Consider the following 23,866-nt stretch of genomic DNA (forward strand, 5'->3'; position numbering starts at 1 on the left):
TGGAACATGCTGAACACTCAATACCAGGCGTTTAAAACCGCGACGGACAAGAGCTATGCGATGTTGAGAGCGCGTGGCAGCAACATCCGGGCGGTGGATACCGCATTGAAAGCGTACTGGAAAGAAATGAACGGGACGGCCAATTCGACCCGCGAAATCGCCCGTCTTAACGATATCGTTATCGCGTGCAAGGACTGGCTGAAGCTAAAGCGGGGCAAGTCGGAGTTCCGCACCACGACCTTCACTCATACAGAAGAAGTGCGAACGCTGTTCATCGCGCGCAGGACTGCGATCGCCAATCTGGGTACCGAGGCGGTGCGCGAACTCTACGCGCGTTTGCAGGCCCTCGGCATCATGACCGCTGACCTGCGCGGCCGGCTCCATTTCGACAAGCACAAGCTGGCCGTACTCGGTTCCGGCGTGCAACTGGGCGCGCGTGCGCCGAACGTCAGACCCCTGCAGCCAATGGGCGCCGATTATCAGAACGAGCGTCTCTCATATCTGACGTCAAACAAAACGCAGGCGATATCCGGCAGCGGCGTGCACGCCACGCATGACTATCTCACCAAGGGTCTCGCGGCTAACCAGGCGATTTCGCTTCCGCGTGACCGCACAAGACGCGATCAGGCGATCGCCGTCGCCGCGAAGGATGTTCACAATCTGACGCTCGACGACTTCCAGATTCTCGACGAAATCGGCCGGCTGAACATGACGTCGGGCGACGTGAACTATCTGAACAAGTCCGAGCGTTTGCAATACATCGCGATGGTCGGACCGGACGGGGCGCTATACGACAGCAACGACCAGAAGATCACGACGCATCAGTTCAAGGTGACGGCGTACGCGATGGATAGTTACGGAACGCTTTTCACCAAGGACGCCGATCCGCTTGGCGATGCGATGTTTTTCAACCACTCGTCCTTCAATGCGGGCAAGGACGTGATTTCCGCGGGCACCCTTGTAATCAGAGACGGCGTGCTGCGCACGATCGACAACAACAGCGGTCACTACAAGCCCACGCGCGACAATCTCCATAACTGTCTCGATGTCCTCGCGAGTGAAGGGCTGAATCTCGCGTGGGCGATTGTCAATCTTTATGTGTGGGTCGACGGCGTCAAGCAGGAGCACCGCTATTACGCCAGCGAATTCCTGAGGAACCCGAATGGCAGGCCGAGCCGGATAACCTGATTCGCTGCGCACGCGTTTCTGGGCCGACCTTTGCCGGGCCATCGAGATGCCTGCAAGGTGTCGGACAGTCTGACCGGGCAATACCCGGTTGGCGTTGCAGCAAACTATGCTGCGGGTCCGCTCACGCTTGCTGGCGGATACTTCCGTTCCGATAATGGAAACGGCGCTCAATCGACAAGAGGAACAGGCAGCGCAACGGGCATCTTCTTTACACCCGTCAATTCGGCGTACTCGAGTGCAGGCAGGTTCAACATTGCGCGAACTGGAGTCGCATTCAATGCGGGTAATGTGACGGTCGGTGGGTACTACAGTTTCTCCGGGTACTTGCCGGACGGCTTCTCGACATTTTCGCAAGCGGAGCGCTATAACAACGGCGAGGTGTTTGTCTTCTGGCAGGCGACGCCTGCGACCTCGTTCGAACTGGGATACGACTACCTGAAGTCGCATGGTGACTCATCGGCAACCTGTCATCAGCTGACGCTTGCGGCCGACTACCTTCCTGGCAAGCGTACCGATCTCTACGCGTCGGCGAGTTACGGTCATGCATCCGGTTCGAACGGAAGTGGGGCGGCACAGGCTGTGATCGCGGATTCGTACGCCGATCCGGGGACATCTCACCAGGAGCTTCTCATAGTCGGAATCCGGCACAGGTTTTGATCCGCGTGATGGATCGGAATGGAGCGTGAGATAGTCCCATATGCGGAAAAGACGGCGAGATGCACGGGTCACCAAGCCGGAAATTGATGCGACGATTCCCGGGTTTGTGGCCGCAATACGAACATCCGCGCCTTGACCCGAACGGGAATCGGTCGCAACCCGGAGGGCAAGCGCGCACAAGGCAGCAAAACCGTCCGCAGGCGCTAGCGGTTCCGGCCATCCCGCGGATGCGAATGGCCACGGACCCTGAAGACACGCGTTGTCGAAGGGGCGAACCGATTGACTTGAACGACTGTAATGGCACGAAGCGTGCGCATAGCTATTCCGGCAGGTTCCGGAGTCTTCCTGCCGATGGGGTTGCGAGGGCGTGCCATGCGCACATGCTCCGGAAAAGCACCCTAAAGAATACTGTCCAACGCCTTTGCGAGCCTGGCGACCGCGCCATCGACGTCATGCAGTTTGTCCAGGCCAAATAGTCCGACGCGGAAGGTCTTGAAGTCCGCAGGCTCGTCGCATTGAAGGGGAACCCCGGGCGCGATCTGCAAGCCCGCATCGGCGAATTTCTTGCCCGATCGTATGCCGTCATCGTCCGTGTAGCTGACCACGACGCCCGGAGCCTGAAAGCCTTCGGCCGCCACGCTTCTGAAACCCTTGGCCTCCAGGAGTGAGCGAACGCGCTTGCCGAGTTCAACCTGCTCCGCTCTCACTTTGTCGAAGCCATATGCCTCGGTTTCCTTCATGACGTCGCGCAGCGTCGCGAGACTGTCCGTGGGCATCGTGGCGTGGTAAGCGAACCCGCCGTTCTCGTAGGCTTCCATGATCTGCAGCCACTTGCGAAGATCGCAGGCGAAACTGGTGCTGGTTGTTGCGTCGATTCTTTCGCGGGCGAGAGGGCTGAGCATGACCAGTGCGCAGCAGGGTGACGCGCTCCATCCCTTTTGCGGCGCGCTGATCAGGACATCGACGCCACTGGCCTGCATATCCACCCAGACCGTACCGGAGGCGATGCAATCCAGTACAAACATGCCGCCAACGTCATGAACAGCGTCGGACACAGCGCGCAAATACGCATCAGGCAGCATCATCCCGGATGCGGTTTCGACATGCGGCGCAAAGACCAGATCCGGCCTGTTTTCCCTGATCGCAGCGACCACTTCTTCGATCGGAGCCGGTGCCCAGGCGGCCTGCCTTCCTTGTTCGACCGGACGCGCCTTCAACACCATCGATTCAGACGGAATGCTGCCCATGTCGAAAATCTGCGACCAGCGGAAGCTGAACCAGCCATTGCGGATGACCAGACACTTCCTGTTCGTCGCGAACTGCCGCGCGACGGCTTCCATGCCGAAGGTCCCGCTGCCCGGGACGACAATCGCCGATTTCGCGTTGTAGACCTTTTTCAGGGTACCGGAAATATCGCGTACGACGCCTTGAAAGAGCTGCGACATATGGTTGATTGATCGGTCGGTGTAAACGACTGAATATTCGAGGAGTCCCTCGCGATCGACATCGGGGAGTAAGCCTGGCACGTTCGCCTCCGGTAATAGACGAATAAAGGAATCGAAAACAGATTCTAACGAAAGCCACCTGCAACGGCATCGGCCGAAATGCCCGTGACCCATCCAGCAGGTTTCGGCATGAATCAGCCGTCGAGCCACGCCGCCCGGGTTGCTCCAGCGGCAACAATCGGCACGATTGTGAACCTTTGCCGCGAAGCGTGGTAACAAAATGAAACTCCCGTCTTTCTTGTGGGAGTGTGCCATGAAGAAGACCGACGAATCCTGTGACGCGTACAACAAAGGCAGGCTGGTCGGCCAGACGCCACTGCGGACAAGTTATTGCTGCCCGTCGACGCACATTCGGGGAGCGTCCGCTCGCAGCCGGGCCTCAGTGGTTCGTCGTCGCGTTGAGATGACCTCGAAGTCTGGTCGCGTCAGGCCATCTTCTGAAAGTCTTGACAAATGTTTCCATGGAAATCATAATGGTTTCCATGGAAATTACATGGAAGGAAATTTTTCGTGGACCCTGCGACTGCGATACAGCCTGCGCCCGTTCTCGAAACGCATCTGGGCTACTGGGTAAGACTCGTTTCCAACCATGTTTCCGGCGCGTTCGCTCGCGAGTTGCAGGAGCAAGGCTTGTCGGTCGCCGAATGGGTCGCACTGAACCAGATCGGGAAAGGGGCTACCGTGACTCCCGCTGGTCTCGCCGACGCAATGGGCATGACTCGCGGCGCCATTTCAAAAGTACTCGACAAATTGCAATCCAAGGGATTGATTTCGCGCGCGACGAGTCAGGAAGACAACCGCGTGCAACTACTCGCGCTGACTCGACAGGGCAAACGGGCGTTGCCCGAACTCACAACCATTGCCGACGGCAACGACGAGTATTTTTTCGGTGCTCTGGATGCGAATGAACGAGCCACGCTTCGAGCGTTACTGAAGAAGCTGGCCAATATCCATCAGATGCACAACATTCCCGTGGACTGAGGCGCGGTACTCGCCACGCGTTCGCGCTGCAGCATTTCCACAATGAGGAGGGTAGCAATGAGCAAGGCGATAGAGAATCTGAAGGCCGCGCAGCAGCGTGCCATGTCCAACCGTCCGAAAGTGGGCGGATTTCCTTACCTGGCTGATACCCTTCGGCGCGCTGGGGTGACGCGCAATGTGTGGTTCCTGCCTGCATGCGAGAGCCTGTACCTGACAGAAGATGGGCCCGTCGTCGTGCAGGGCACGCCACTGGTCTCGGGTGCCGTTGATGTGCCATCGTTCGACGAGCACGCACTCGTGAAGGCGCTGCGGATTGATCAGAGAGGCGAGAGCTCGTTTCCGGAGTTTCTGGCGGCGTCGTGGCGTGCGGGCGTCGTCCGTTACGACGTCGACCTGATGGCGCGCACCGTGACGTACTACGGGTGCCACGATGAAAAATACGTCGAGGAATATCCGGTGCCAGGCGGTCAGTAGCGGCGAAGACTGGAAAAGCTGCGAGGTCCATTGCTGCCGTGGATCGTCGTGCGTGAATGACCGGCCACTGGAGTTCGACATGAGTCTTCTTCTGGCGTTTAGCCCTTTTATCGCGTTCGGTGCGCTCGTGCTAGCCGATATTCTGATGGCTTACGTGCCCGCAGTGCCACATTCGACGGGAGTGATCGCGACGGTCGTGGCACTTGTCGCGGCGATGAAGTTTACGTCGTGGTATCCCGAACAGCGCGCAGCAAGGCAAACATGAAGGGATGAGGCGCAGTTCGGGGGCGGGTCGACCGGATATGAGCGGGATGCGGTGGCAGAAGACGGTCCCCGTACCGGCGCCACTGATCGTGCCATCGCGGTGAGGTCTCCGGGAACACGACGTCCGTCGTCTGTTTTACAGGAGGCTCGCGACGTTTCGGCTCAAGTTATTCTGCAATGCGTTTGAAACTGCCGTAGTAATCGTCCGTGTAGTAGCAGTCGCCCGTCTGCCTGCGCGGTCCACCACACACGATGCGGCGCTGCCCGCGATCCGCCAGACCGGGCGTGCGAACAGTGTATGCGTGGTAATAGCCGCGCGGATGCTCCGGCAGTAATGCCGCGCTGTTGCGGAACAGGACGCCGTCCTCCCCAAAAGGAAAGGGACCACCCGATTTGATCAGGTGCAGTGTTTCGGCTGCTTCCCCCGGCAACTGCGCCCTGGTGACGGTGGCCGGCGCGTTCCGCCCCTGCACGCCTGATGCGGCGGGCGTGTCGCTCGCGGCCTGCCCAGGCTGAGCCGGCGCCTGACTCGCGGATGCGCCCGGTTCCGGAGTGGCGTTTCGCGATCCGTCCTTGTCGCATCCACCGAGGATCGCGCTCAAGGCGAGGATGCAGGATAAAGCCCACGCTCGCTTCATGAAACGATTGTCTCCGGGTTGACTGGCATTCGACGGTCACGGACGATTGAAGAGTATCGCTAATGCCAGAGTGAATCAATGCTCGTCCGGAAACAGGAATTTTTTACCCGGCAACCTGGGCGCGTACTCGCGCTCCATCTGGCAGCGGTTCTTCGATGGCGGCACCCCGCAATCAGATACAAGTCATCCTTCATCTCATACTGCAGACAGAAATGAGATTGCGCGCACCATCTGGGCGTCCCGCTGCTTCCGCGACGCGCTCAGCACCGCCAGCTTTTCGAGCAACGATTTGTTGACCCGGCCGCCGACGTTACGGATTACTGCCGCTTCACCTGGTTTCAGCCCCAGCATCGTCTCCCACAGGCTGTTTCCGATTCAGCGAATCACGGAGCGACCCAGTCGCGAACAAAAAATGTGAAACGCCGGGAAATTTGTCCTATGTTTACAGTCGGTGTTCACTACAGAAGTATGCAGCCCGCCTCTGTGGTCACTCCACTTTGCGAGAAGACAGCATGCGCTCAAATATCTATCAGGACATCGCAGCAGTGTTGCTAACCGCCACCCACTTCTTACGCTTTGCAGTCTCGCCGCAGTGATCGAAACGAGCGGCCGGCTGGAAGTGATCGACAGGCCAGGACATTGCTGATGCAGGGCTGGCAGCTCGTAGTTCCCCGAGTGTTGGAATCCGAAGACAAGGCAGGCGGTGTCTGCTGTACTCAATTAATCGGAGGTGGTGATGTCTGAATCAGACGACGCAGCGAAGACAGGGGCGCGCAGGGCATTTCTGAAAAACGTCGCCGTCGCCGGAGTAGCGACCGGGCTGTCCGGCGTCGTTGGCGAGACGTTCGCGCAAACAGGGGCTGCCCCAGGCTCAACGGGATCCGCGGCCAAGCCCGCGACGCCCGCAACCATTGCGTTGAACAAGCAGTACGCGGACTTCCTTTCTTTCGCGGATGCGCAGGACTTCGAGGACGCAAGACGCGGGCTCGTCGCTACGCTTCCCGAGCCGGTGGTCATCAAGGGGGCCGGTGAATTCCCGGCGTGGGACCTCCAGCAGTTTGCATTCGTGAAAGGCGGCGCGGAAAACAACGCGCCGCCCACCGTCAATCCGAGCCTCTGGCGCAACGCCAAGCTCAACATGAATCATGGGCTCTACACGGTGGTCGACGGTATCTGGCAGGTTCGCGGATATGACCTCTCGGTGATGAGTATCATCCGGGGCAATCGCGGCTATATCGTCGTCGATCCGTTCATCACGACCGAAGTTGCCTCGACGGTGTGGAAGCAACTCGTCATCCCCCATCTCGGCGACAAGCCCATCACCCATGTCATCTATACGCATAGCCACGTCGATCATTATGGTGGCGTGCGCGGGCTCGTCAGCGACGACGACCTGAAATCCGGCAAGGTGCAGATCGTGGCGCCGGTCGGGTTTACGGAAGCCGCCGTCGGCGAGAACATCATCGCCGGCAATGCGATGGGCCGTCGCGCCAGCTATATGTATGGCTCGCTGTTGCCGCGCAGCCCCGTCGGGATTGTCGATGGCGGTCTGGGCAAGACGACGTCAGTCGGCACCATCACACTGGCCGTGCCTACGATGTTCGCCGAGAAGACCGGTCAGAAGTTGTCTCTGGACGGCGTGGACATCGAAGTCCTGATGGCACCGGAATCGGAGGCGCCGTCCGAGTTCATGTTTTACCTGCCGAAATTCAAGGCGTTCTGCGCGGCCGAAGACGCGACCCACACGCTTCACAACCTCTACACGTTGCGAGGTGCAAAGGTTCGTGACGCCTTGCTATGGTCCAAGTATCTTCAGACGGCGCTCGACACGTACGGCGGCGATATGCAGGTCCTCTTCGCCTCCCATTACTGGCCGACATGGGGCAACGATCGCATCAACGCGTTCCTCGGTGCGCAACGCGACATGTATCGCTACCTGCACGACCAGGTGATGCGCATGGCGAACATGGGCCAGACGCCGCTGGAAATCGGTGAGGCCATTCGCCTGCCGGACAGCCTTGCAAAGCACTGGTATTGTCGAAGCTACTACGGCACGGTCTACCACGACGCCGTTGCACAGTACAACCTGCGCCTCGGCTTCTTCGACGGGGTTCCCGCGAACCTGCACCGGTTGCAGCCGACCGACAGCGGCAAACGCTACGTTGAGTACATGGGTGGGGCGGCCGCTGTTCTGCGAAGGGCGCACGACTCCTTTAGCCAGGGCGACTATCGATGGGTCGCGGAAGTCGTCAATCATGTGGTGTTCGCAGATCCACAAAACACCGCAGCCAGACAACTGCTGGCGGACGCTTACGAGCAGCTGGGATACCAGTCGGAGTCTGCACCCTGGCGCAACTTCTACCTGACGGGTGCGATGGAATTGCGCAACGGTGTCAGGAAAGGACAGGCACCAGCGCCACAGAGCCCCGATACCATCCAGGCCATGCCGCTCGACATGTTCCTCGATTACCTTGGCATCCGGCTCAACGCTGACCGCGCAAACGGAAAGACGGCGTCGTTCAATCTCGTTCTGACGGACACGAAAGAGAAGTGCGTTCTGGGTGTCGAGAACAGCGCGTTGCACTACTCGAAGAACAGGACCTCGAATTCGGCGGATGCAACGGTGACCATGACGCGTGCGGACCTGAACAGCATCATGATGGGGCAAACCAATATGCAGAAGCTCGTGATGACGGGCACCGCAAAGATTGATGGCAACAGCCAGAAGCTCGGTGAGTTTGTCTCCTGGCTCGACAACTTTGATTTCTGGTTCAATATCGTCACGCCTTGAGGTGAGAGCATGTGCGCGATCTGCAACTTCAAGATTGAGTTTGGCGTCGGCCATCCGCTCGCGTTGAGTGTCGCGGTAGAGACCCGCAAGGCGATTGAGTCTGGACTCGTGGAGCCTGTCGAGTCCGCGGAGGGTGCGCTTTCAGCGGCCCGGATGCGAATGTCCGCTGTTGAGACATTGAACCTGCTGCAGGCGCGTATCGAAGGCGCTCACGGCGAAGACGCACTTCTGGCACTGCCGGATTTTTACGTGCTCCTCATCGAGAACGATACGTGGGGCTTTTTCCACGCGACCACGAATGGCTTCGATCCGGATGTTGTTCCCGAGATGCCTGATCTGGTGACGACCGATGAAGCAAGGCGCAGCAATATCATCGTCACGTCCGAGGCCGGCCTGCGTGCCTGGCTCGACGGTAAGTTCGATACTGAAGCGGCGTTACGAGACTCGCTCTTCATGATCGATGCGTCCAGGACTTGCGCGGCCTCCCTTACCAAGATGCTCGCGGTTGCAGAGCCGGCCGAAGTCGGCAATTGACTCGCATCGGCAGGGAAGTCGGGGCGGCTTGTCACTCTGGATGAAGCCGCGCCGTTTCGCCCTTGTCAGCCAGGGCAAGGACTGAAGTGCTTTGGGAGCGGACGGTGAGAGCCGACTGGCACGAATGATTCGTTAGGGGTCTCGATCGGGAATCCGGCGTGAGAGCGGAGTTGACATGAAGCAGATGCTCAAGCACGCCAGCTAACCTCGTCCCGCCGCCCGACGCTAGCGCCCTTGAGCAGGTCAATCAGGAAAAATAGTTCAAAGTGCGGGCCTGTCTATTCCACAGATGGACGTGTGGACCCGCGCGGCGGCCACGCGGAGAGCCGGCCGCAGAAAAGTCAGTGTTACTATCCTGAGCCTCAATCAGGCATTCTTGTTGATACCTTCCTCGGACGGCCGTCCGGATTTCTCCCCAGCACCTTCGTTCGAAGGAACCAGCAGTGACCCGATCACACTCGCCGGCGTGTTTCGATACACCCGGAGATGAGCGGCACCAACGTATCGTGGATGCCATTCATGACCATGGCTGGTCGGAACAGGACAATTTTTTCCCACCGGGCTTGACGCTCGCTCTAGGGTTGGAATGTGCAGCGCTTGCGACGGCCGGGATGCTCACCTTTGCGGGAGTCAGCCAGGGCGCGGCGCGCTCGCTCCAGCCCGATGTGCGCGGGGACCAGATTCAATGGCTGGAGGCGGGTCAGTCCGAAGCCTGCGATCAGTATCTTGCGATCATGGAAATGCTGCGCATTGTGTTGAATCGCGGGCTTTTCCTGGGACTCGAAGAATACGAAAGCCACTTCGCGTACTACCCCCCGGGCGCTTCATATCTGCGACACCGCGATCGATTTCGCGATGACGACAGTCGCACAGTGTCCGTCATCGTCTATCTGAACGCGGACTGGCTGCCTGAGGATGGCGGTGCGTTGCGGTTACATCCAGAGGGCTTGAGCATGCGGGACATTTCGCCAGTGGGCAGCCGGATCGCAGTGTTTCTATCCGCCGACATGCTGCATGAAGTATTACCAGCGACGCGCGACCGCATGTCGGTCGCGGGATGGTTCAGACGCCGCCCGTGATCTCAGGATTAGCGGGTTCTTGCCACCTGGATGGAACGATCGCGGGCGGCGCGCCGCACGATGCCGCCTTCGTTACGCAGGCGTCAGAATTTATGCCGGATCCCCACCCGACCCACGAACTGCCTCTCTGTCGATGACGAATCGTCGGCGCCGCCGGTGTACGCCTGATCCAGTGCCGTACCGCTGTGGGCGTTGATCGACCGCTGATAGCTCGTCTGCGCGTAGATATCCGTGCGCTTCGACAGGTTGTAGTCGAGCATCAGCCCGATCGTATGCCACTTCGGCTTCGACGTGCCGCCTGATGCATCGAGCTTCGCCTGCGTAAAATCGTACATCGCGCCAAGCATCGTGGCAGGCGTGATGTACCAGTTTGCGTTGACTTCGTAATTGTCGAACTTGAGCGACGAGACACGCTGTCCATCCGGCACGATCGATCCGCTGATGTACGCATAAGCGGTGGGGTCTCGCAGTTCAGTGTGGCTATACACGAAGCCAATTAACACCTGATCGAGATGGTAGTTCACCCCAGCACCGTATATGCGCTGGCGCGCGGCGATGAAGCCCGCGTCGTTGGTGGTCACCGCGCCGAACGCATTTGCGCCCGGATTCGCGACATTCAGATACGCGGCCGCGACCGTCAGGTTACCGTTCGTATAGCTCGCGCCGACGCTCTGTGCGTTGTTGGTCGAGAACTCGCCTGGATTGTTCGAGAACGCGTAGGTCGCGCCGAACTGGAAGCCCGCGAAATTTGCGCTGTAAAACTGCACCGCGTTGTCCAGCCGGAACGAATTGTCGGTGTTGTCGTTGTCGTACGGATGCTCGAAGAGGTAGCCGCCCCAATTCCCGTTTGCCGTCAGCGGCCCGAGAAATTCGACCAGAGAGTCGTACTGGCGACCAAACGTCAGCGTACCGACATTGGCGCTGGATACGCCCACATACGCCTGGCGACCGAACTCGCGTCCCCCCTCCATCAGCCGGCCGGAATTGACGTCGAAACCATTCTCCAGCTGAAATACCGCCTTTATTCCGCCACCCAGGTCTTCGGAGCCCCTGATCCCCCAGCGGCTGCCTTGTGCATCGCCGCTCGCCATTTCCCAAAGTGAGTGGCCACGGATGTTGCTGGTGTAGTTGAGCCCGTCATCGACCAGGCCGAACAGCGTGACGCTGCCTTGCGCATGTGCAGTCGTTGCCGTCGCGGCGAGCAGGAAGGCTCCCATCAGTGTTGTTTTCAATCTGTGTCTCGTGCCTGTTTATAAGAATTGTTGACGACGCTGCCGCGGGATATCCGGGCGGCTGTTCCGCCGCCGTGTCGGTGCTGCCATCCGTAGCGTGTTCGCGCGTCCCGCTGGCTGCTTACTTCCCCGCCGCATCCGGGCCGAAATACTTCTGTTCGAGACGTGTCAGTGTGCCGTCCTGCCTGATCGTGGCGAGCGCCGCGTCGAGTGCCTGAAGCGTTTTGCTGTCGCCCTTGCGCACGCCGATCACGCTGCTGGCGCCAAGAATGGCGGGGTCTTCAATGCGCGGGCCAGCGACTTCGAAGCGCACGCCTTGTGGCTTGCTGAGAAAACCAAGGCGCGCTGCCGCGCCGACCACGACGGTGCCGTCGAGTCGCCCGTTCACGAGGTCTGCGTAGATGCTGTCCTGGTCCTGATACTCACGCACGATCACGCCGTGCGGTTCCCAGTTGGCCTTCACGAACGCCGTCTGGGTCGAGCCTTGCAGCACGCCGATGCGCTTGCCGGCGAGTGATGCCACATTGGGCATCAGATGGCTGCTGCGCGCCACAACGAGCCGGATATCGGCTGGATACAGCGGCTGCGAGAAGTCCATCACCGCGCGACGCTGTGCGGTCGGCGCCATCGACGCATTGATCGCATCGAACTTGCGCGACTGCAACCCGGCGATCAGGCCGTCGAAGCTGCCTTCCACCCAGACGCACTGCACGTGAGCCGCGGCGCACAACGCGTTGCCGATGTCGATATCGATTCCCGCGAGGCTACCGTCAGGGAGCTTGTACTCATAAGGCGGATAGGTCGGGTCGGTGCCGAAGCGCAGGGTGGCCGCGCTCGCTGTGCTGCCTGTCATTGCCGCAGCCGCCATGGCCACCGCGGAGGCGAGGGTGAGCAATACGCCGCGCGGGCGCAATGAATGGATCATCATCCGGTTTTCCTCAAGTGGGTCGATCAGTCAATGGGTTCGAGTCAGGCGGACAGACGTGCATGCGTCATCGCCACGAAGAAGCGCACGCCCAGCGGCAGCACGTCGTCGTTGAAATCGAATTCGGGGTGATGGCAATAGACGCCGCCCTGGCCGAGCAGCACATAGGCGCCTGGCCGCCGCAACAGAAATTCGGAGAAGTCTTCCGAGCCGTTGAGCGGCGCGAAGTCGCGCAGTACGTTGTCTGCGCCAAACACGCCGGCCGCCACCGTGGCAGCGGCTTCGGCCTGCTCGCGATGATTGACCGTCGCGGGCGAGCTGTTGAGAAAGTCGACGGAGATCGTGCATTCGGTCGCGATCGCCATGCCCTCGCAAATCGTGCGAATGCGTGCCTTTACCAGCGCGCGGACGTTCTCGTCGAAGGTCCGCAGCGTGCCGGTCAGCGCCGCATGGCTCGGAATCACGTTGGGCGCGCTGCCCGCATGGATGCTGCCGATGCTCACTACCGCCATCGCGCCGGGATCGGTCGAGCGGCTCACCACGGTCTGCAGCGCGCAGACGAGTTGCGCCGCGGCCATTACCGGATCGCGGGTCTTTTCCGGCGACGAACCGTGGCCGCCCACACCGCCAATCGAGATCGCGATTTCGTCACACGATGCGAGCATCGCGCCGTCGCGCACACCGAACGTGCCTGGCGGAAAATGCGGCGCATTGTGCATCGCGTAAATTTCGTCATAGCCGAAACGCTCTTCCAGCCCGTCGGCGAGCATTGCATTCGCGCCGCCGCCGGTTTCCTCGGCGGGCTGGAACACCAGCACGACCGTGCCGGTGAAATCCCGATTGCGGCTGAAGTGGCGCGCGGCGCCCAGCAGCATCGCGGTGTGACCGTCATGTCCGCAGCCGTGAAACACACCGTGCCGCATCGATCGATGAAGCGGGCGGCCTTCCTCCTCCATCGGCAGTGCGTCCATGTCCGCGCGCAGGGCAATCGTGCGCCCGGCGCCACGCCGGCCGCGCACGACACCCACCACGCCGGTTCCGCCGATGCCGGTATATGTTTCGATATCCCAGGCGATCAGTCTGGCGGCAACCAGTTCGCTGGTGCGGTGCTCGTCGAACGCGATTTCCGGGTTCGCGTGGATGTCGCGTCTCAGTGCAACCAGTTCATCGATATCGACGTCGATGGTGTTCGTCCCCACTATTGCCTCCTTGTATACTCCGGCCAACCGGCTGGTTCAGAGTCCGCATACTAGGCGAGGGCGTCCACCGGTCAATTTCCAGTTTCTTATACCCATAGCGGATGCTTATGGAACGCGGAAGCATGAAGACGGCCCAATTGCGAATCCTCGTGGCGATCGCGGAGCATGGCACGCTGATGGCCGCAGCGGATGCGCTGTACCTGTCGCAGCCGGCTGTCACGAAGAGCATCAAGGAACTTGAGACACGCCTTGGCGTGCAACTGCTGGTGCGCAGCGGCGCCGGCGTTCGTCTCACGCCGTATGGGGAAGCGTTATTGAAACGCGCACGCACTGTCGTTGCGGAGATCGCGCGCGCGGAGCGCGAACTGGAAGAGATGAAATCGGCGTCCGACCGGACGCTGACGATTGGCGTATCGCTGCTGGCCGCGTCGATCGCGGTGCCGGACGCACTGCGCGCATTCCGCAGCCGCCTGCCCCACGCGCAACTGAATGTGTATGAATGCCTGCCCACCCAGATCATCGACGGGCTGCGTGACGGCTCATTCGATCTGTGCGTGGCGTTCGTTGCAGACAGCGACGTGACAGCCGAGCTTCGCGTGGTTCCGCTGCGGCAGTTCACCCAGTCGCTCGCGGTGCCGCGCGACGATCCACTCACGGGCGAGGAGCGTCTTGCGCGGCTTGTCGACGCGCACTGGCTCTACAACCACACACGCGAGAGCTTGCCGGCGTTCTGGCGTGAGCTCTGCGAAGCTGGGACTGTGCCTGCACCGCAGCGTGTGAGCGTATGCACGTCGCAGCGCCTGTATGGGGAACTCGCGCGCGAGCCTGGCGTGGTCAGCGTATGGCCAGACTTTCTGCTCGATGAACAGATTCAGCGGGGATACATGACGCGGCTCGCGACTGATGCTCACGTGCCGCCACTTACGCTTGGGCTCATGTATCGCAAGGATCTGGTGTTCAGTGCAAGTACGGAGTACTTCGTGGATTGCATGCGCGGCGGGGCACACGTCGACGTCACGTGACGCCTGCCCGGGTGGCGCGTGGCGAAACGTTTGGCGGGCTGACGCGGCGCACGACCGGTGGCTTGCTCGCACCCTGGCGCATTGGTCATCTGGATCCGTCAAGGGATTATGCGGAGAGACGAAATCAAACCGTCGCCGGCAGCATCGGCACGGTGTTGTGCGTTTCCTGTCACGGCTTCGGCGGCATCACCGACGAGTGATGGCTCGTAATCAGCCATTGCGTCCCATCCCAGTGATAAGTGTAGGTGTAACGGGCCTTAACAACCGCGCCCGTTCTCGCGAAGGTGAATGTGTAGAGCCCGGCGTCCACCGCAGAATTGCAGCCCAGTTCAATGTAGCGGAAGTCAATCTTTCCGGACGGGCGATCTTTCAGAAACGAATGAAAGTAGTCCTCCTTGTCCGCGACAGACAGGCGCGGTTTGCTGGACACCGTTGCAAGAAGGATTGACCGCTCCGCATAGTTTGCGACCACCTTGTGCGGATCACCGGTTTGCAGCGACTGATTCCACCGATCAAACAACGCTGCAATCTCTTGATCCGACGTGGCCTTGCAGTTTTCCGTGCGCGACGCTGGCGCATTGTTTGACATGCTTTGGTTCGCGGCGCACCCGGCGAGCAGGGCCGCCAGGACAGCAATGGTAAATAGCTTCATGGCGGCACTTCTCCAGTTGGCGGGAGGAAGGCATAACGCTTCAAGTATGGACCGTCCCGCGTGTGTTAGCCACGTCAGCGTGACGGCTCTTAGCCAGGCTGATGCCACTACCGCTTTTCGAGGACAGAATTGACTTGAACTGCACCGAACCACGCAGACCATCCGCTTTGGAAGCCGCCGCGCACGTCCCCCGGTGTTCTCCGGAAGCGGACGTACCACCGTTGCGCCTAAACTATGCGCATACCGCCAGCCTCCGGAACTCATGCCCGCTCACAAAGCCCCTGACGTCCAGCCGCCCGTTCCGCCTTCAGCACCGGCCAGCGCCGATGCGTTGCAAGACCCGGCCCTCCTGCGTCGCCTGCTGCGCGCCAAAGACCGCATGGACGCCGCCTCTCACGAGGCCTGGCCCGTCGAGCGGCTGGCCCGGATCAGCGGTGTCTCCGAAGCCCATTTCGCGCGCTCCTTCAAGCAGGCCTTCGGCATCCCGCCGCATCGCTATCTGCTGACACGGCGCATCGAACAGGCCACCACGCTGCTGCGCGACACGGCGCTCAGCATCACGGATATCGCGTTCGCCACCGGCTGGGAGAGCCTCGGCACCTTCGGCCGCATCTTTCGCGATATCACCGGCGAAAGCCCCAGTGCGATGCGCCGTGTTGCACGGGCCAACATGCCGGAACTCGACCGCATACCCGCCTGCGTCCTGAAGGCCGCGCAACGCCCCGACCTCACGATCGCAGTTTTGGAGAAGCGCCGCCGCATGGCCAAAGATACATTTGCGCCATCAACCACGGAGGAATCATGAATCAGGGTATCAATGTGGTCGGCCTGTACGTCGACAACCAGGACGAAGCGCTCGCGTTCTACGTCGACAAACTCGGATTCCGTGTTCACACGGATGTGCGCAACGGTTCCTACCGGTGGCTCACGGTCCAGCATCCGGATCAACCTTCATTCCAGCTCGGCCTGTTCACACCCGGGCCGCCCATTCACGACGAGGCCACCGCGCAGACCTTGCGCGCCATGGTCGCGAAGGGGGCCATGCCGCCTCTCGTTCTCTCGGTGGACGACTGTCGCGCCAGTTACGCGCAGATGAAGGCCCTCGGCGTGGAATTTACCCAGGAGCCCGTCGAGCGATTCGGTAGCGTCGACGCCGGTTTCCGCGACCCTGCCGGCAACGGCTGGAAGATGATCCAGTCAGCGCGGAGCGCGACGTAGCGCCAGCATCCGGTGTGCCTCGCCGGTGGAGATTGCTGGCCCGCGCTACCGCCGTTCCCGACGTGCCGTGCCCTGCGACAAGACGTGCTTCTTCAACGTCGCAGCAGTCCTGATGGACAGCAGGGATAACACCCAGATCGTCCATTTGCCCGGCGGCTCCCGTGTGACGTTTCATGGCGCGTTGTACTCCATGCGCTCAAGATGAGCTCATTTTATTGCGGAGCGCCCGATCAGGTTTCCCGCTTTGGCAGGCGAGTTGTCGCCAGGCAGCATGCCGTGCCCGACAGTCGGCGCGAGTCAGGCACCGGACTGAAACAATTTCGCCGATCGTTACACGATCAGGAAACAGCGAGCTGCGGAAGCCGGGAAAAAATACGTAATCAGCACGTTAAGACGTGAATCTGGCGGTCGATGGGATCGCACTTGAAATACAGCCTTGATATCGTATCCTGCCTTGATGCCCTCTCCGCTTTTGCATGGCAGTGTGGACGGCAAAAGAGGCCGCCGACAGGCGCGACGCAGCCCGACAAGATCAAGAAGCGCCGGTGTGACGTATCCGTGACGACCCGCATTTCACGGAAATAGCGTCGCAATGATCAGGAGACGCCGATATGGGCAAGCATCCCTCTCCGGACGCTTCGCAGCAGACCGCTCCACTTGATGCCGAAGAGCTTCGACTGATCGACGCATGGTGGCGCGCATGTAACTACCTCTCGGTCGGCATGATCTATCTGCTCGACAATCCCCTGCTGCGAGAGCCGCTCAAGGCCGGGCACGTGAAGCATCGTCTCCTCGGGCATTGGGGTGCAAGTCCGGCGCTTTCGTTTGTCTGGGCGCATCTGAACCGCGTCATCAAGCGTGATGACGTCAATGTCATCTTCATGGCCGGCCCCGGACACGGTGCACCGGGTGTCCTCGGGCCCGCGTATCTGGAAGGCACGTACTCGGAGGTGTATCCCGACAAGAGCGAAGACGCCGAGGGCTTGCAGAAGTTCTTCAAGCAGTTTTCGTTTCCGGGCCATATCGGCTCGCATGTCACACCGGAAACACCCGGCTCGATACACGAAGGCGGCGAACTGGGTTACAGCCTGTCGCATGCTTATGGCGCGGCGCTCGATAACCCGGATCTCATCGTGGCGTGCGTGATCGGCGATGGCGAGGCGGAAACAGGACCGCTAGCCACGGCATGGCATTCGAACAAGTTCATCAATCCAGCGCGCGACGGGACCGTGCTGCCGATCCTCAACCTGAATGGCTACAAGATCGCCAATCCGACGATCCTTTCCCGCATCAGTCACGAAGAACTGGAAGCGCTTTTCTTGGGTTACGGCTACAAGCCGTATTTCGTCGAAGGGGCAGACCACGCAGAGATGCATCAGAAGATGGCCAGCACGCTCGATGCCATCGTTGCAGAGATCCGCTCGATCCAGAAGAAGGCGCGCGCTGGCGGTCCGGTCGAGCGCCCACGGTGGCCGATGATCGTGCTGCGTACGCCCAAAGGCTGGACCGGGCCGAAGGAGATCAGGGGACACAAGGTTGAAGGATCGTGGCGTTCGCATCAGGTGCCGTTTTCCGACGTGCGCGGCAATCCTGAGAACCTGGAGCTTCTGGAGACCTGGATGCGCAGCTACCGGGCGGAGGAACTGTTCGATGCCGGCGGGCGACTGATTCCCGAGTTGAAAGCCCTTGCGCCGGAAGGGCGACGCCGGATCAGCGCCAATCCGCATGCCAATGGCGGGGTCTTACGCAGAGAGCTGAAACTGCCGGATTTCCGCGCCTATGCGGTAGACGTGTCGCATGCCGGAAGGGTTCTGCGCGAAAACACGCGTCCCCTCGGCGAGTTTCTGCGCGACATCATGCGGGAGAACATGAACACCTTTCGCCTGTTCGGGCCGGACGAGACCGCATCCAACCGTCTCCAGGCAGTCTACGAGGTCAGCAAGAAGGTCTGGATGGGCGACTTCCTGCCCGAGGACGAAGACGGAGGCGAACTTGCGCCAGACGGCCGCGTCATGGAAATGCTCTCCGAGCACACGCTGCTGGGCTGGCTGGAAGGCTATCTGCTTTCCGGGCGACATGGGTTCTTTCATACGTACGAAGCGTTCGCCCACGTCATCGATTCCATGTTCAACCAGCATGCAAAATGGCTGGACATCTGCAAGAATCACGTCCCCTGGCGGGCCGCCGTGTCCTCGCAGAACATCCTCCTTTCATCGACTGTCTGGCGGCAGGATCACAACGGTTTCTCGCATCAGGACCCCGGTTTCATCGACATCGTCACGAACAAGAGTCCGTCTGTCACGCGCGTCTATCTTCCGCCGGATGCCAATACGCTTCTCGTGGTCGCTGACGAATGCCTGCGTTCTACCGATTGCATCAATGTGATCGTCGCGGACAAGCAGAAGCATCTTCAGTTCACCACGATCGACGAAGCCATCGTGCACTGCGCAAAAGGCATGGGTGTCTGGCGACGCGCGAGTAACGACGAGGACGCAGAACCCGACGTTGTCATGGCTTCCTGTGGCGACGTCGCGACACAGGAGGCGCTGGCCGCGACCGCGATCCTGCGCGAGCGGCTGCCTGAACTCAAGCTGCGGTTCGTGAACGTGGTGGATCTCTTCAAGATGCAGCCTGCGAGTGAGCATCCACATGGATCGACTGCACGCGAGTTCGATAGCCTCTTCACCGTCGACAAGCCGGTGATCTTCAATTTTCACGGCTATCCGGCGCTGATCCACAAGCTCGCCTATCGCTTTCGCAACCACGAGAACATTCATGTTCGCGGTTACAGGGAAAAGGGCAACATCAATACGCCGCTTGAGCTCGCGATTCTCAACCAGGTCGACCGCTTCAGCCTTGTGATTGACGTGCTCGACCGCGTGCCACGCTTGCAGGCCCGGACCGCACATCTGCGCGAAGACATGAAGAACGCCATCATCAGCAACCTGAACTATGCTCATACGCACGGCACGGATCGCGCCGAGATCACTGACTGGGTGTGGCCCGAATAGCTTTTTGACGCAATGAACCGAGGGGAAGCAGGGTGGCCTCCATCCCGACGCCAGGTGTGACCCGAAGCGACGAATCCGCGCGCAGCGGGCTCGACGTCGACGCGCTGCGGCGCGGCGTACTCGACAATCTCGTCTGTCTGCAGGCTCGACCGCCAGGCATCGCGACGACGCACGACTGGTACATGGCGCTGGCCTACACCGTGCGTGACCGCATGCTCGCACGCTGGGCCGCGACGATCCTGACCTATGCCGCGAGTGAGCTGAGAGTTGCGTGCTATCTCTCTGCCGAGTTCCTGATCGGCCCGCAACTCGGCAACAATCTCGTCAACCTGGGCATCGAAGCCAATGTGCGCGCAGCCCTGCGCGAGCTTGGCCAGGATCTCGACGAACTGCTCGCGCTCGAAGAAGAGCCGGGCCTGGGTAATGGCGGGCTCGGCAGACTCGCCGCGTGTTACCTGGACTCGCTTGCGACGCTCGAGATTCCTTCCGTGGGCTATGGCATCCGCTATGAGTTCGGCATCTTCGATCAGGAGATCCGCGACGGCTGCCAGGTCGAAGTCACCGACAAATGGCTGCAACAGGGCAATCCGTGGGAGATCGTGCGCCCGAACGTGAATTACTACGTTGGCTTTGGCGGTCATACGGAAAGTGGCAACGATGCGCAAGGCCGCTATAAGGTGCGCTGGATACCGTCGCGCATGGTGAAGGGCGTGGCCTGCGACACGCCGATGCTCGGGTTTCGCGTCAATACCTGCAACACGCTTCGTTTGTGGAAGAGCGAGGCCGTGGAGTCGTTCGATCTGCAGGACTTCAACGCCGGCGACTACTACCAGGCCGTGCAGGAGAAGGTGATTTCCGAAACGCTCTCGAAGGTGCTGTATCCCAACGACGAGCCTGAAGCCGGCAAGCGGCTGCGCCTTGCGCAGCAGTATTTTTTTGTCTCCTGCTCGTTGCAGGACATGATGCGTCTTCTCGATCTGAAGGGCGAACCGGTCACACGTTTTGCCGACATGTTCACGACGCAACTGAACGACACGCATCCCTCCATTGCAGTGGCGGAACTCATGCGTCTGCTGGTGGACGAGCGGATGATCCCCTGGGATGAGGCGTGGGACATTACGTGCCGTACCCTCTCCTATACCAACCATACGCTGCTGCCCGAGGCGCTCGAAACCTGGGGGCTGCCGCTTTTTCGCGGACTGCTGCCGCGCCCGCTCGAGATCATCTACGAGATCAACCGCCGGTTCCTCGACACGCTACGGCAAACGTATCCCGGCGACGAGGCGCGCATCGCACGCATGTCGCTCATCGACGAGAGCGGGGAGAAGAAGGTCCGCATGGCGCATCTGTCGACCGTCGGCAGCCATGCCGTCAACGGCGTGGCGGCGCTGCATTCCACGCTGCTCAGGCAGACGGTGATGCGCGACTTTGCCGAACTGTGGCCCGAGCGGTTCCACAACGTCACCAACGGCGTCACGCCGCGCCGCTTCATGCTGCTCAGCAATCCGGAGCTCGCGAGCCTGCTCGACAGGACGGTGGGCGAGGGCTGGGTCACCGATCTCACGCGGCTGCGAAAACTGGAAGCGTATGCCGACGATGCGGCGTTTCAGGCACAATGGCGTAACGTCAAGCGTTCGAACAAGAAGATCCTGGCGGAGCGAATCCGCCATGTCACGGACATCGTCGTGAATCCCGACGCGCTGTTCGACATTCAGGTGAAGCGCATCCACGAATACAAGCGACAGCATCTGAACGCGCTGTACATCATCACGCTTTATCAGCGTCTGCGGCGCAACCTGGATCCGGGTAACGTGCCGCGCTGCTTTATCTTCGGCGGCAAGGCGGCGCCGGGCTATGCGATGGCGAAGTTGATGATCCGGCTGATTACCGGCATTGCCGAAGTGGTCAACAACGATCCGGCGATGGATGGCAAGCTGAAGGTCGTGTTCTACCCTGACTTCAATGTGAAGAACGCTCACTTCATCTATCCGGCCGCCGACCTGTCCGAGCAGATCTCGACCGCGGGCAAGGAAGCGTCAGGCACAGGCAACATGAAGTTCATGATGAACGGCGCGCTCACGATCGGAACGCTCGATGGCGCGAACGTCGAAATCCGCGAGGAAGCCGGCGACGAAAACTTTTTCCTCTTTGGTCTGACTACCGGACAGGTGGACAGCGTAAAACGCGAAGGTTACCGGCCTGCGAGGCATGCCGAAAGCAATGCGGAGTTACGTGAGACGCTGGACCTGATCGCTGGCGGATATTTTTCACGCGGTGACCCGCAGGTGTTTCGTCCGCTTGTCAATAACCTGCTACAGGTCGATCCGTTCCTCGTGCTCGCCGACTACGCCGACTATGTAGCGTGCCAGGAGCGCGTGAGCGCCGCCTGGCTGGACCCGGTTCGCTGGACGCGCATGTCGATCCTCAATACGGCGCGCTCGGGGAAATTCTCGTCGGACCGCGCGATTGGCGAATACTGTGAGCGAATCTGGAAGATTTCTCCGGTGAGGATCACTCTCGATCAGATCTGACAGTCGAGTCGAAGCCAGTACCGCACAAGTCGCAGCGTGGTGTTTCGAACCATGCCCGATGGCGAACTAGCCAGCAGCCTGTCCCGTTGACTTCCATGGCACCGGGCCGAAGAACATCGCGAGGAGCTTGTCGCGTCCAATCAACCGCGCGAGCTCGGCCATCACGCAGTAGTTGACGATCAGTGTCACCAGCAGGATCTGGACAGCCCAGAAATGCGGCCAGTTGAGGTCAAGGAGCAGCTTGTGGTTGGCTGCAGTCAGCCCGGAGCCCGCTTTCCAGTAGTCGTACAGGTGCTCCAGAAAGCGTACGAGCAGCGCCACGAGTGTGTAAATCGCTGTCTTCCAGCCCGCATTCCATATCAGCGGTTTGTCGGGAAACCGGTTGATGAAAGGCAGCATGTTGGCGAGCAGTACGGATTTGCCGAGAATCAGGGCGGCGACGCTCACGGAGAAGAACGTCGGAAGCGGAATGACGCTGCCGCGTGTAAGCAGGGAGATGACGTTAGCGACGATCTGGAGGATGACGAAGAAGAAGAGCGTCGGCGGCAGAATCTCCGCAACGCCATGCCTGATGGTGCTGGTGAGCTTGCTCATGTTCCTCTCCTGACGGGCTGGCTTCGTCAGAATCCGCTGGAGCCGCCGTATGCCAGTTGCCTGACACGGGAGCCGGAACAACTCCTGCGGACGTGTGGTTCATCTGCCGTTGGGAACAGGCACGGGACAGCATCGCTGCCCGAGTCGCGCGTGGCTGCCTTCAGTCCTCAGACGCCGCCGCGGGCACCCGTACCCAGCCTTCCATCAGGACGCGCGCGCTACGGCTCATGATGGCCTTCGTCACCGTCCATGCGCCGTTGCTCTCGCTCGCCTGCGCGCCGACGCGCAGCGTCCCCGACGGATGACCGAAGCGCACGGCATTGCGCTCGCCGCCGCCAGCGGCAAGATTCACGAGCGTGCCCGGGATTGCCGCCGCAGTGCCGATTGCAACCGCGGCCGTACCCATCATGGCGTGATGCAGCTTGCCCATCGACATCGCACGCACGAGCAGATCGACGTCGCTCGCGTTGACGTGCTTGCCGCTCGAAGCGACATAGCCGGCCGGTTTCGCCACAAAGGCGACTTTGGGCGTGTGCTGCCGGGTTGTGATCTCGTCGAGCGACTTGATGAGGCCCATGCGTAGTGCGCCATGTGCACGGATCGTTTCGAGCTTCGCAAGCGCTGCCGGGTCGCTGTTGATGGCGTCCTGCAGTTCGGTACCTGTGTAGCCGATTGCTTCAGCATTCACGAAGATGGTCGGAATGCCTGCGTTGATCATCGTCGCCTTGAGCGTGCCGACACCCGGCACTTCCAGGTCGTCCACGAGGTTGCCGGTCGGGAACATCGCACCGCCCGCGCCTTCCTCTTCTGCTGCCGGGTCCATGAACTCGAGCTGCACTTCGGCAGCCGGGAAGGTCACGCCGTCGAGTTCGAAATCACCGGTCTCCTGCACCGCTCCCTTCGTCATGGGTACGTGGGCGATGATGGTCTTGCCGATGTTGGCTTGCCAGATCCGCACGACGGCCACACCGTTGTCCGGCACGCGCTCCGGATCGACGAGGCCGCTGCTGATCGCGAACGGCCCGACCGCAGCGGAGAGGTTGCCGCAGTTGCCGCTCCAGTCGACAAAGGCCGCGTCAATGGCGACCTGCCCGAACAGGTAGTCGACGTCGTGACCGGGCTTGCTGCTTTTGCTGACGATAACCGTCTTGCTCGTGCTGGAGGTCGCGGCGCCCATGCCGTCGATCTGTTTGCCATAAGGGTCGGGGCTGCCGATCACGCGCATGAGCAATGCGTCGCGCGCAGCGCCGGGAACCTGTGCCGCCCCGGGCAGATCCTGCAGACGGAAGAACACACCTTTGCTGGTGCCGCCACGCAGATAGGTCGCGGGTATTCTGATTTGAGGCGCGTGTGCCATGGAATGTCATCCTG

At 60.7% G+C, this 23,866-nt stretch carries 21 protein-coding genes and 1 pseudogene; 13 read left to right on the top strand and 9 right to left on the bottom strand.

Annotation, left to right across the window (positions count from 1 at the left end):
* Positions 1-6 precede the first annotated feature (6 nt).
* Complete coding sequence (locus LPA36_RS21040) at positions 7-1,188, top strand: hypothetical protein (RefSeq protein WP_228880966.1); 1,182 nt, start codon at positions 7-9, stop codon at positions 1,186-1,188.
* Positions 1,189-1,245: 57 nt separating this feature from the next.
* Positions 1,246-1,845 (top strand): porin, encoded by a 600-nt coding sequence (locus LPA36_RS21045; RefSeq protein ID WP_228880968.1) that lies wholly within the window; start codon positions 1,246-1,248, stop codon positions 1,843-1,845.
* A gap of 398 nt (positions 1,846-2,243) precedes the next feature.
* Here LPA36_RS21045 and LPA36_RS21050 read toward each other — a convergent pair whose 3' ends face one another.
* Complete coding sequence (locus LPA36_RS21050; RefSeq protein WP_228881158.1) at positions 2,244-3,371, bottom strand: aminotransferase class V-fold PLP-dependent enzyme; 1,128 nt, start codon at positions 3,369-3,371, stop codon at positions 2,244-2,246.
* A 489-nt stretch (positions 3,372-3,860) separates the two neighbouring features.
* On the opposite strand from LPA36_RS21050, the gene LPA36_RS21055 reads away from it, so the two are divergent.
* The 3 genes from LPA36_RS21055 to LPA36_RS21065 all read left to right on the top strand — a co-directional run bounded on the left by LPA36_RS21055 (position 3,861) and on the right by LPA36_RS21065 (position 5,070).
* Positions 3,861-4,331 (top strand): MarR family winged helix-turn-helix transcriptional regulator, encoded by a 471-nt coding sequence (locus tag LPA36_RS21055; RefSeq protein ID WP_228880970.1) that lies wholly within the window; start codon positions 3,861-3,863, stop codon positions 4,329-4,331.
* Between the two features lie 57 nt (positions 4,332-4,388).
* Positions 4,389-4,805 (top strand): DUF1398 domain-containing protein, encoded by a 417-nt coding sequence (locus LPA36_RS21060; protein WP_228880971.1) that lies wholly within the window; start codon positions 4,389-4,391, stop codon positions 4,803-4,805.
* A gap of 79 nt (positions 4,806-4,884) precedes the next feature.
* Entirely contained in the window at positions 4,885-5,070 is a 186-nt protein-coding gene (locus LPA36_RS21065; protein WP_228880972.1) for a hypothetical protein, read from the top strand.
* Between the two features lie 166 nt (positions 5,071-5,236).
* Here the strand turns inward: LPA36_RS21065 and LPA36_RS21070 are convergent, their stop codons facing one another.
* Both LPA36_RS21070 and LPA36_RS21075 read right to left on the bottom strand, forming a co-directional pair.
* Positions 5,237-5,707, bottom strand: coding sequence for a ribonuclease (locus LPA36_RS21070; protein WP_228880974.1), 471 nt, complete (start codon positions 5,705-5,707; stop codon positions 5,237-5,239).
* A gap of 211 nt (positions 5,708-5,918) precedes the next feature.
* A pseudogene (locus LPA36_RS21075) lies at positions 5,919-6,058 on the bottom strand (carbonic anhydrase); the annotation flags it as partial.
* Between the two features lie 385 nt (positions 6,059-6,443).
* Between LPA36_RS21075 and LPA36_RS21080 the strand changes: the two are divergent.
* The 3 genes from LPA36_RS21080 (at position 6,444) to LPA36_RS21090 (ending at position 10,111) form a co-directional block, all read left to right on the top strand.
* Entirely contained in the window at positions 6,444-8,498 is a 2,055-nt protein-coding gene (locus LPA36_RS21080) for an alkyl/aryl-sulfatase (protein ID WP_228880978.1), read from the top strand.
* 9 nt (positions 8,499-8,507) lie between these two features.
* Complete coding sequence (locus tag LPA36_RS21085) at positions 8,508-9,032, top strand: hypothetical protein (RefSeq protein WP_228880980.1); 525 nt, start codon at positions 8,508-8,510, stop codon at positions 9,030-9,032.
* A 506-nt stretch (positions 9,033-9,538) separates the two neighbouring features.
* A complete protein-coding gene (locus LPA36_RS21090; protein WP_228880982.1) occupies positions 9,539-10,111 on the top strand; it encodes a 2OG-Fe(II) oxygenase in 573 nt (190 codons plus the stop codon).
* An 83-nt stretch (positions 10,112-10,194) separates the two neighbouring features.
* Here the strand turns inward: LPA36_RS21090 and LPA36_RS21095 are convergent, their stop codons facing one another.
* From LPA36_RS21095 to LPA36_RS21105, 3 genes are all read right to left on the bottom strand, one after another.
* Positions 10,195-11,343 carry a porin gene (locus LPA36_RS21095; RefSeq protein WP_324250959.1) on the bottom strand — a complete coding sequence of 383 codons (1,149 nt, stop codon included), beginning with the start codon at positions 11,341-11,343 and terminating at the stop codon, positions 10,195-10,197.
* A 121-nt stretch (positions 11,344-11,464) separates the two neighbouring features.
* Complete coding sequence (locus LPA36_RS21100) at positions 11,465-12,271, bottom strand: ABC transporter substrate-binding protein (protein WP_228880984.1); 807 nt, start codon at positions 12,269-12,271, stop codon at positions 11,465-11,467.
* Positions 12,272-12,312: 41 nt separating this feature from the next.
* Positions 12,313-13,467, bottom strand: a complete 1,155-nt coding sequence (locus tag LPA36_RS21105) for an amidohydrolase (RefSeq protein WP_228880985.1) — start codon at positions 13,465-13,467, stop codon at positions 12,313-12,315.
* A 122-nt stretch (positions 13,468-13,589) separates the two neighbouring features.
* Between LPA36_RS21105 and LPA36_RS21110 the strand changes: the two genes are divergently transcribed.
* On the top strand, positions 13,590-14,489 hold the full coding sequence (locus LPA36_RS21110) for a LysR family transcriptional regulator (protein ID WP_228880986.1): 900 nt from the start codon (positions 13,590-13,592) through the stop codon (positions 14,487-14,489).
* Positions 14,490-14,658: 169 nt separating this feature from the next.
* Here LPA36_RS21110 and LPA36_RS21115 read toward each other — a convergent pair whose 3' ends face one another.
* Positions 14,659-15,141: an SgcJ/EcaC family oxidoreductase gene (locus LPA36_RS21115; protein WP_228880987.1), complete on the bottom strand. Its 483-nt coding sequence runs from the start codon at positions 15,139-15,141 to the stop codon at positions 14,659-14,661.
* Between the two features lie 262 nt (positions 15,142-15,403).
* Here LPA36_RS21115 and LPA36_RS21120 point away from each other — a divergent pair, with 262 nt between their 5' ends.
* The 4 genes from LPA36_RS21120 (at position 15,404) to LPA36_RS21135 (ending at position 21,901) form a co-directional block, all read left to right on the top strand.
* Positions 15,404-15,946, top strand: a complete 543-nt coding sequence (locus tag LPA36_RS21120; protein ID WP_228880989.1) for a helix-turn-helix domain-containing protein — start codon at positions 15,404-15,406, stop codon at positions 15,944-15,946.
* Positions 15,943-16,359 carry a VOC family protein gene (locus LPA36_RS21125; RefSeq protein WP_228880991.1) on the top strand — a complete coding sequence of 139 codons (417 nt, stop codon included), beginning with the start codon at positions 15,943-15,945 and terminating at the stop codon, positions 16,357-16,359. Before LPA36_RS21120 ends, LPA36_RS21125 begins: the two co-directional genes overlap by 4 nt.
* A 611-nt stretch (positions 16,360-16,970) precedes the next feature.
* Positions 16,971-19,370 (top strand): phosphoketolase family protein, encoded by a 2,400-nt coding sequence (locus LPA36_RS21130; RefSeq protein WP_228880993.1) that lies wholly within the window; start codon positions 16,971-16,973, stop codon positions 19,368-19,370.
* Positions 19,371-19,402: 32 nt separating this feature from the next.
* The gene (locus LPA36_RS21135) at positions 19,403-21,901 is read left to right on the top strand and encodes a glycogen/starch/alpha-glucan phosphorylase (RefSeq protein ID WP_228880995.1); all 2,499 of its coding nucleotides are present in this window, start codon (positions 19,403-19,405) and stop codon (positions 21,899-21,901) included.
* A gap of 66 nt (positions 21,902-21,967) precedes the next feature.
* Here the strand turns inward: LPA36_RS21135 and LPA36_RS21140 are convergent, their stop codons facing one another.
* Complete coding sequence (locus tag LPA36_RS21140) at positions 21,968-22,495, bottom strand: hypothetical protein (protein ID WP_228880997.1); 528 nt, start codon at positions 22,493-22,495, stop codon at positions 21,968-21,970.
* 160 nt (positions 22,496-22,655) lie between these two features.
* Positions 22,656-23,852 carry a 2-methylaconitate cis-trans isomerase PrpF gene (prpF, locus tag LPA36_RS21145; RefSeq protein WP_228881000.1) on the bottom strand — a complete coding sequence of 399 codons (1,197 nt, stop codon included), beginning with the start codon at positions 23,850-23,852 and terminating at the stop codon, positions 22,656-22,658.
* Positions 23,853-23,866: the final 14 nt, after the last annotated feature.

This window comes from Paraburkholderia saeva, assembly GCF_907164555.1.
GTDB lineage: Bacteria > Pseudomonadota > Gammaproteobacteria > Burkholderiales > Burkholderiaceae > Paraburkholderia > Paraburkholderia saeva.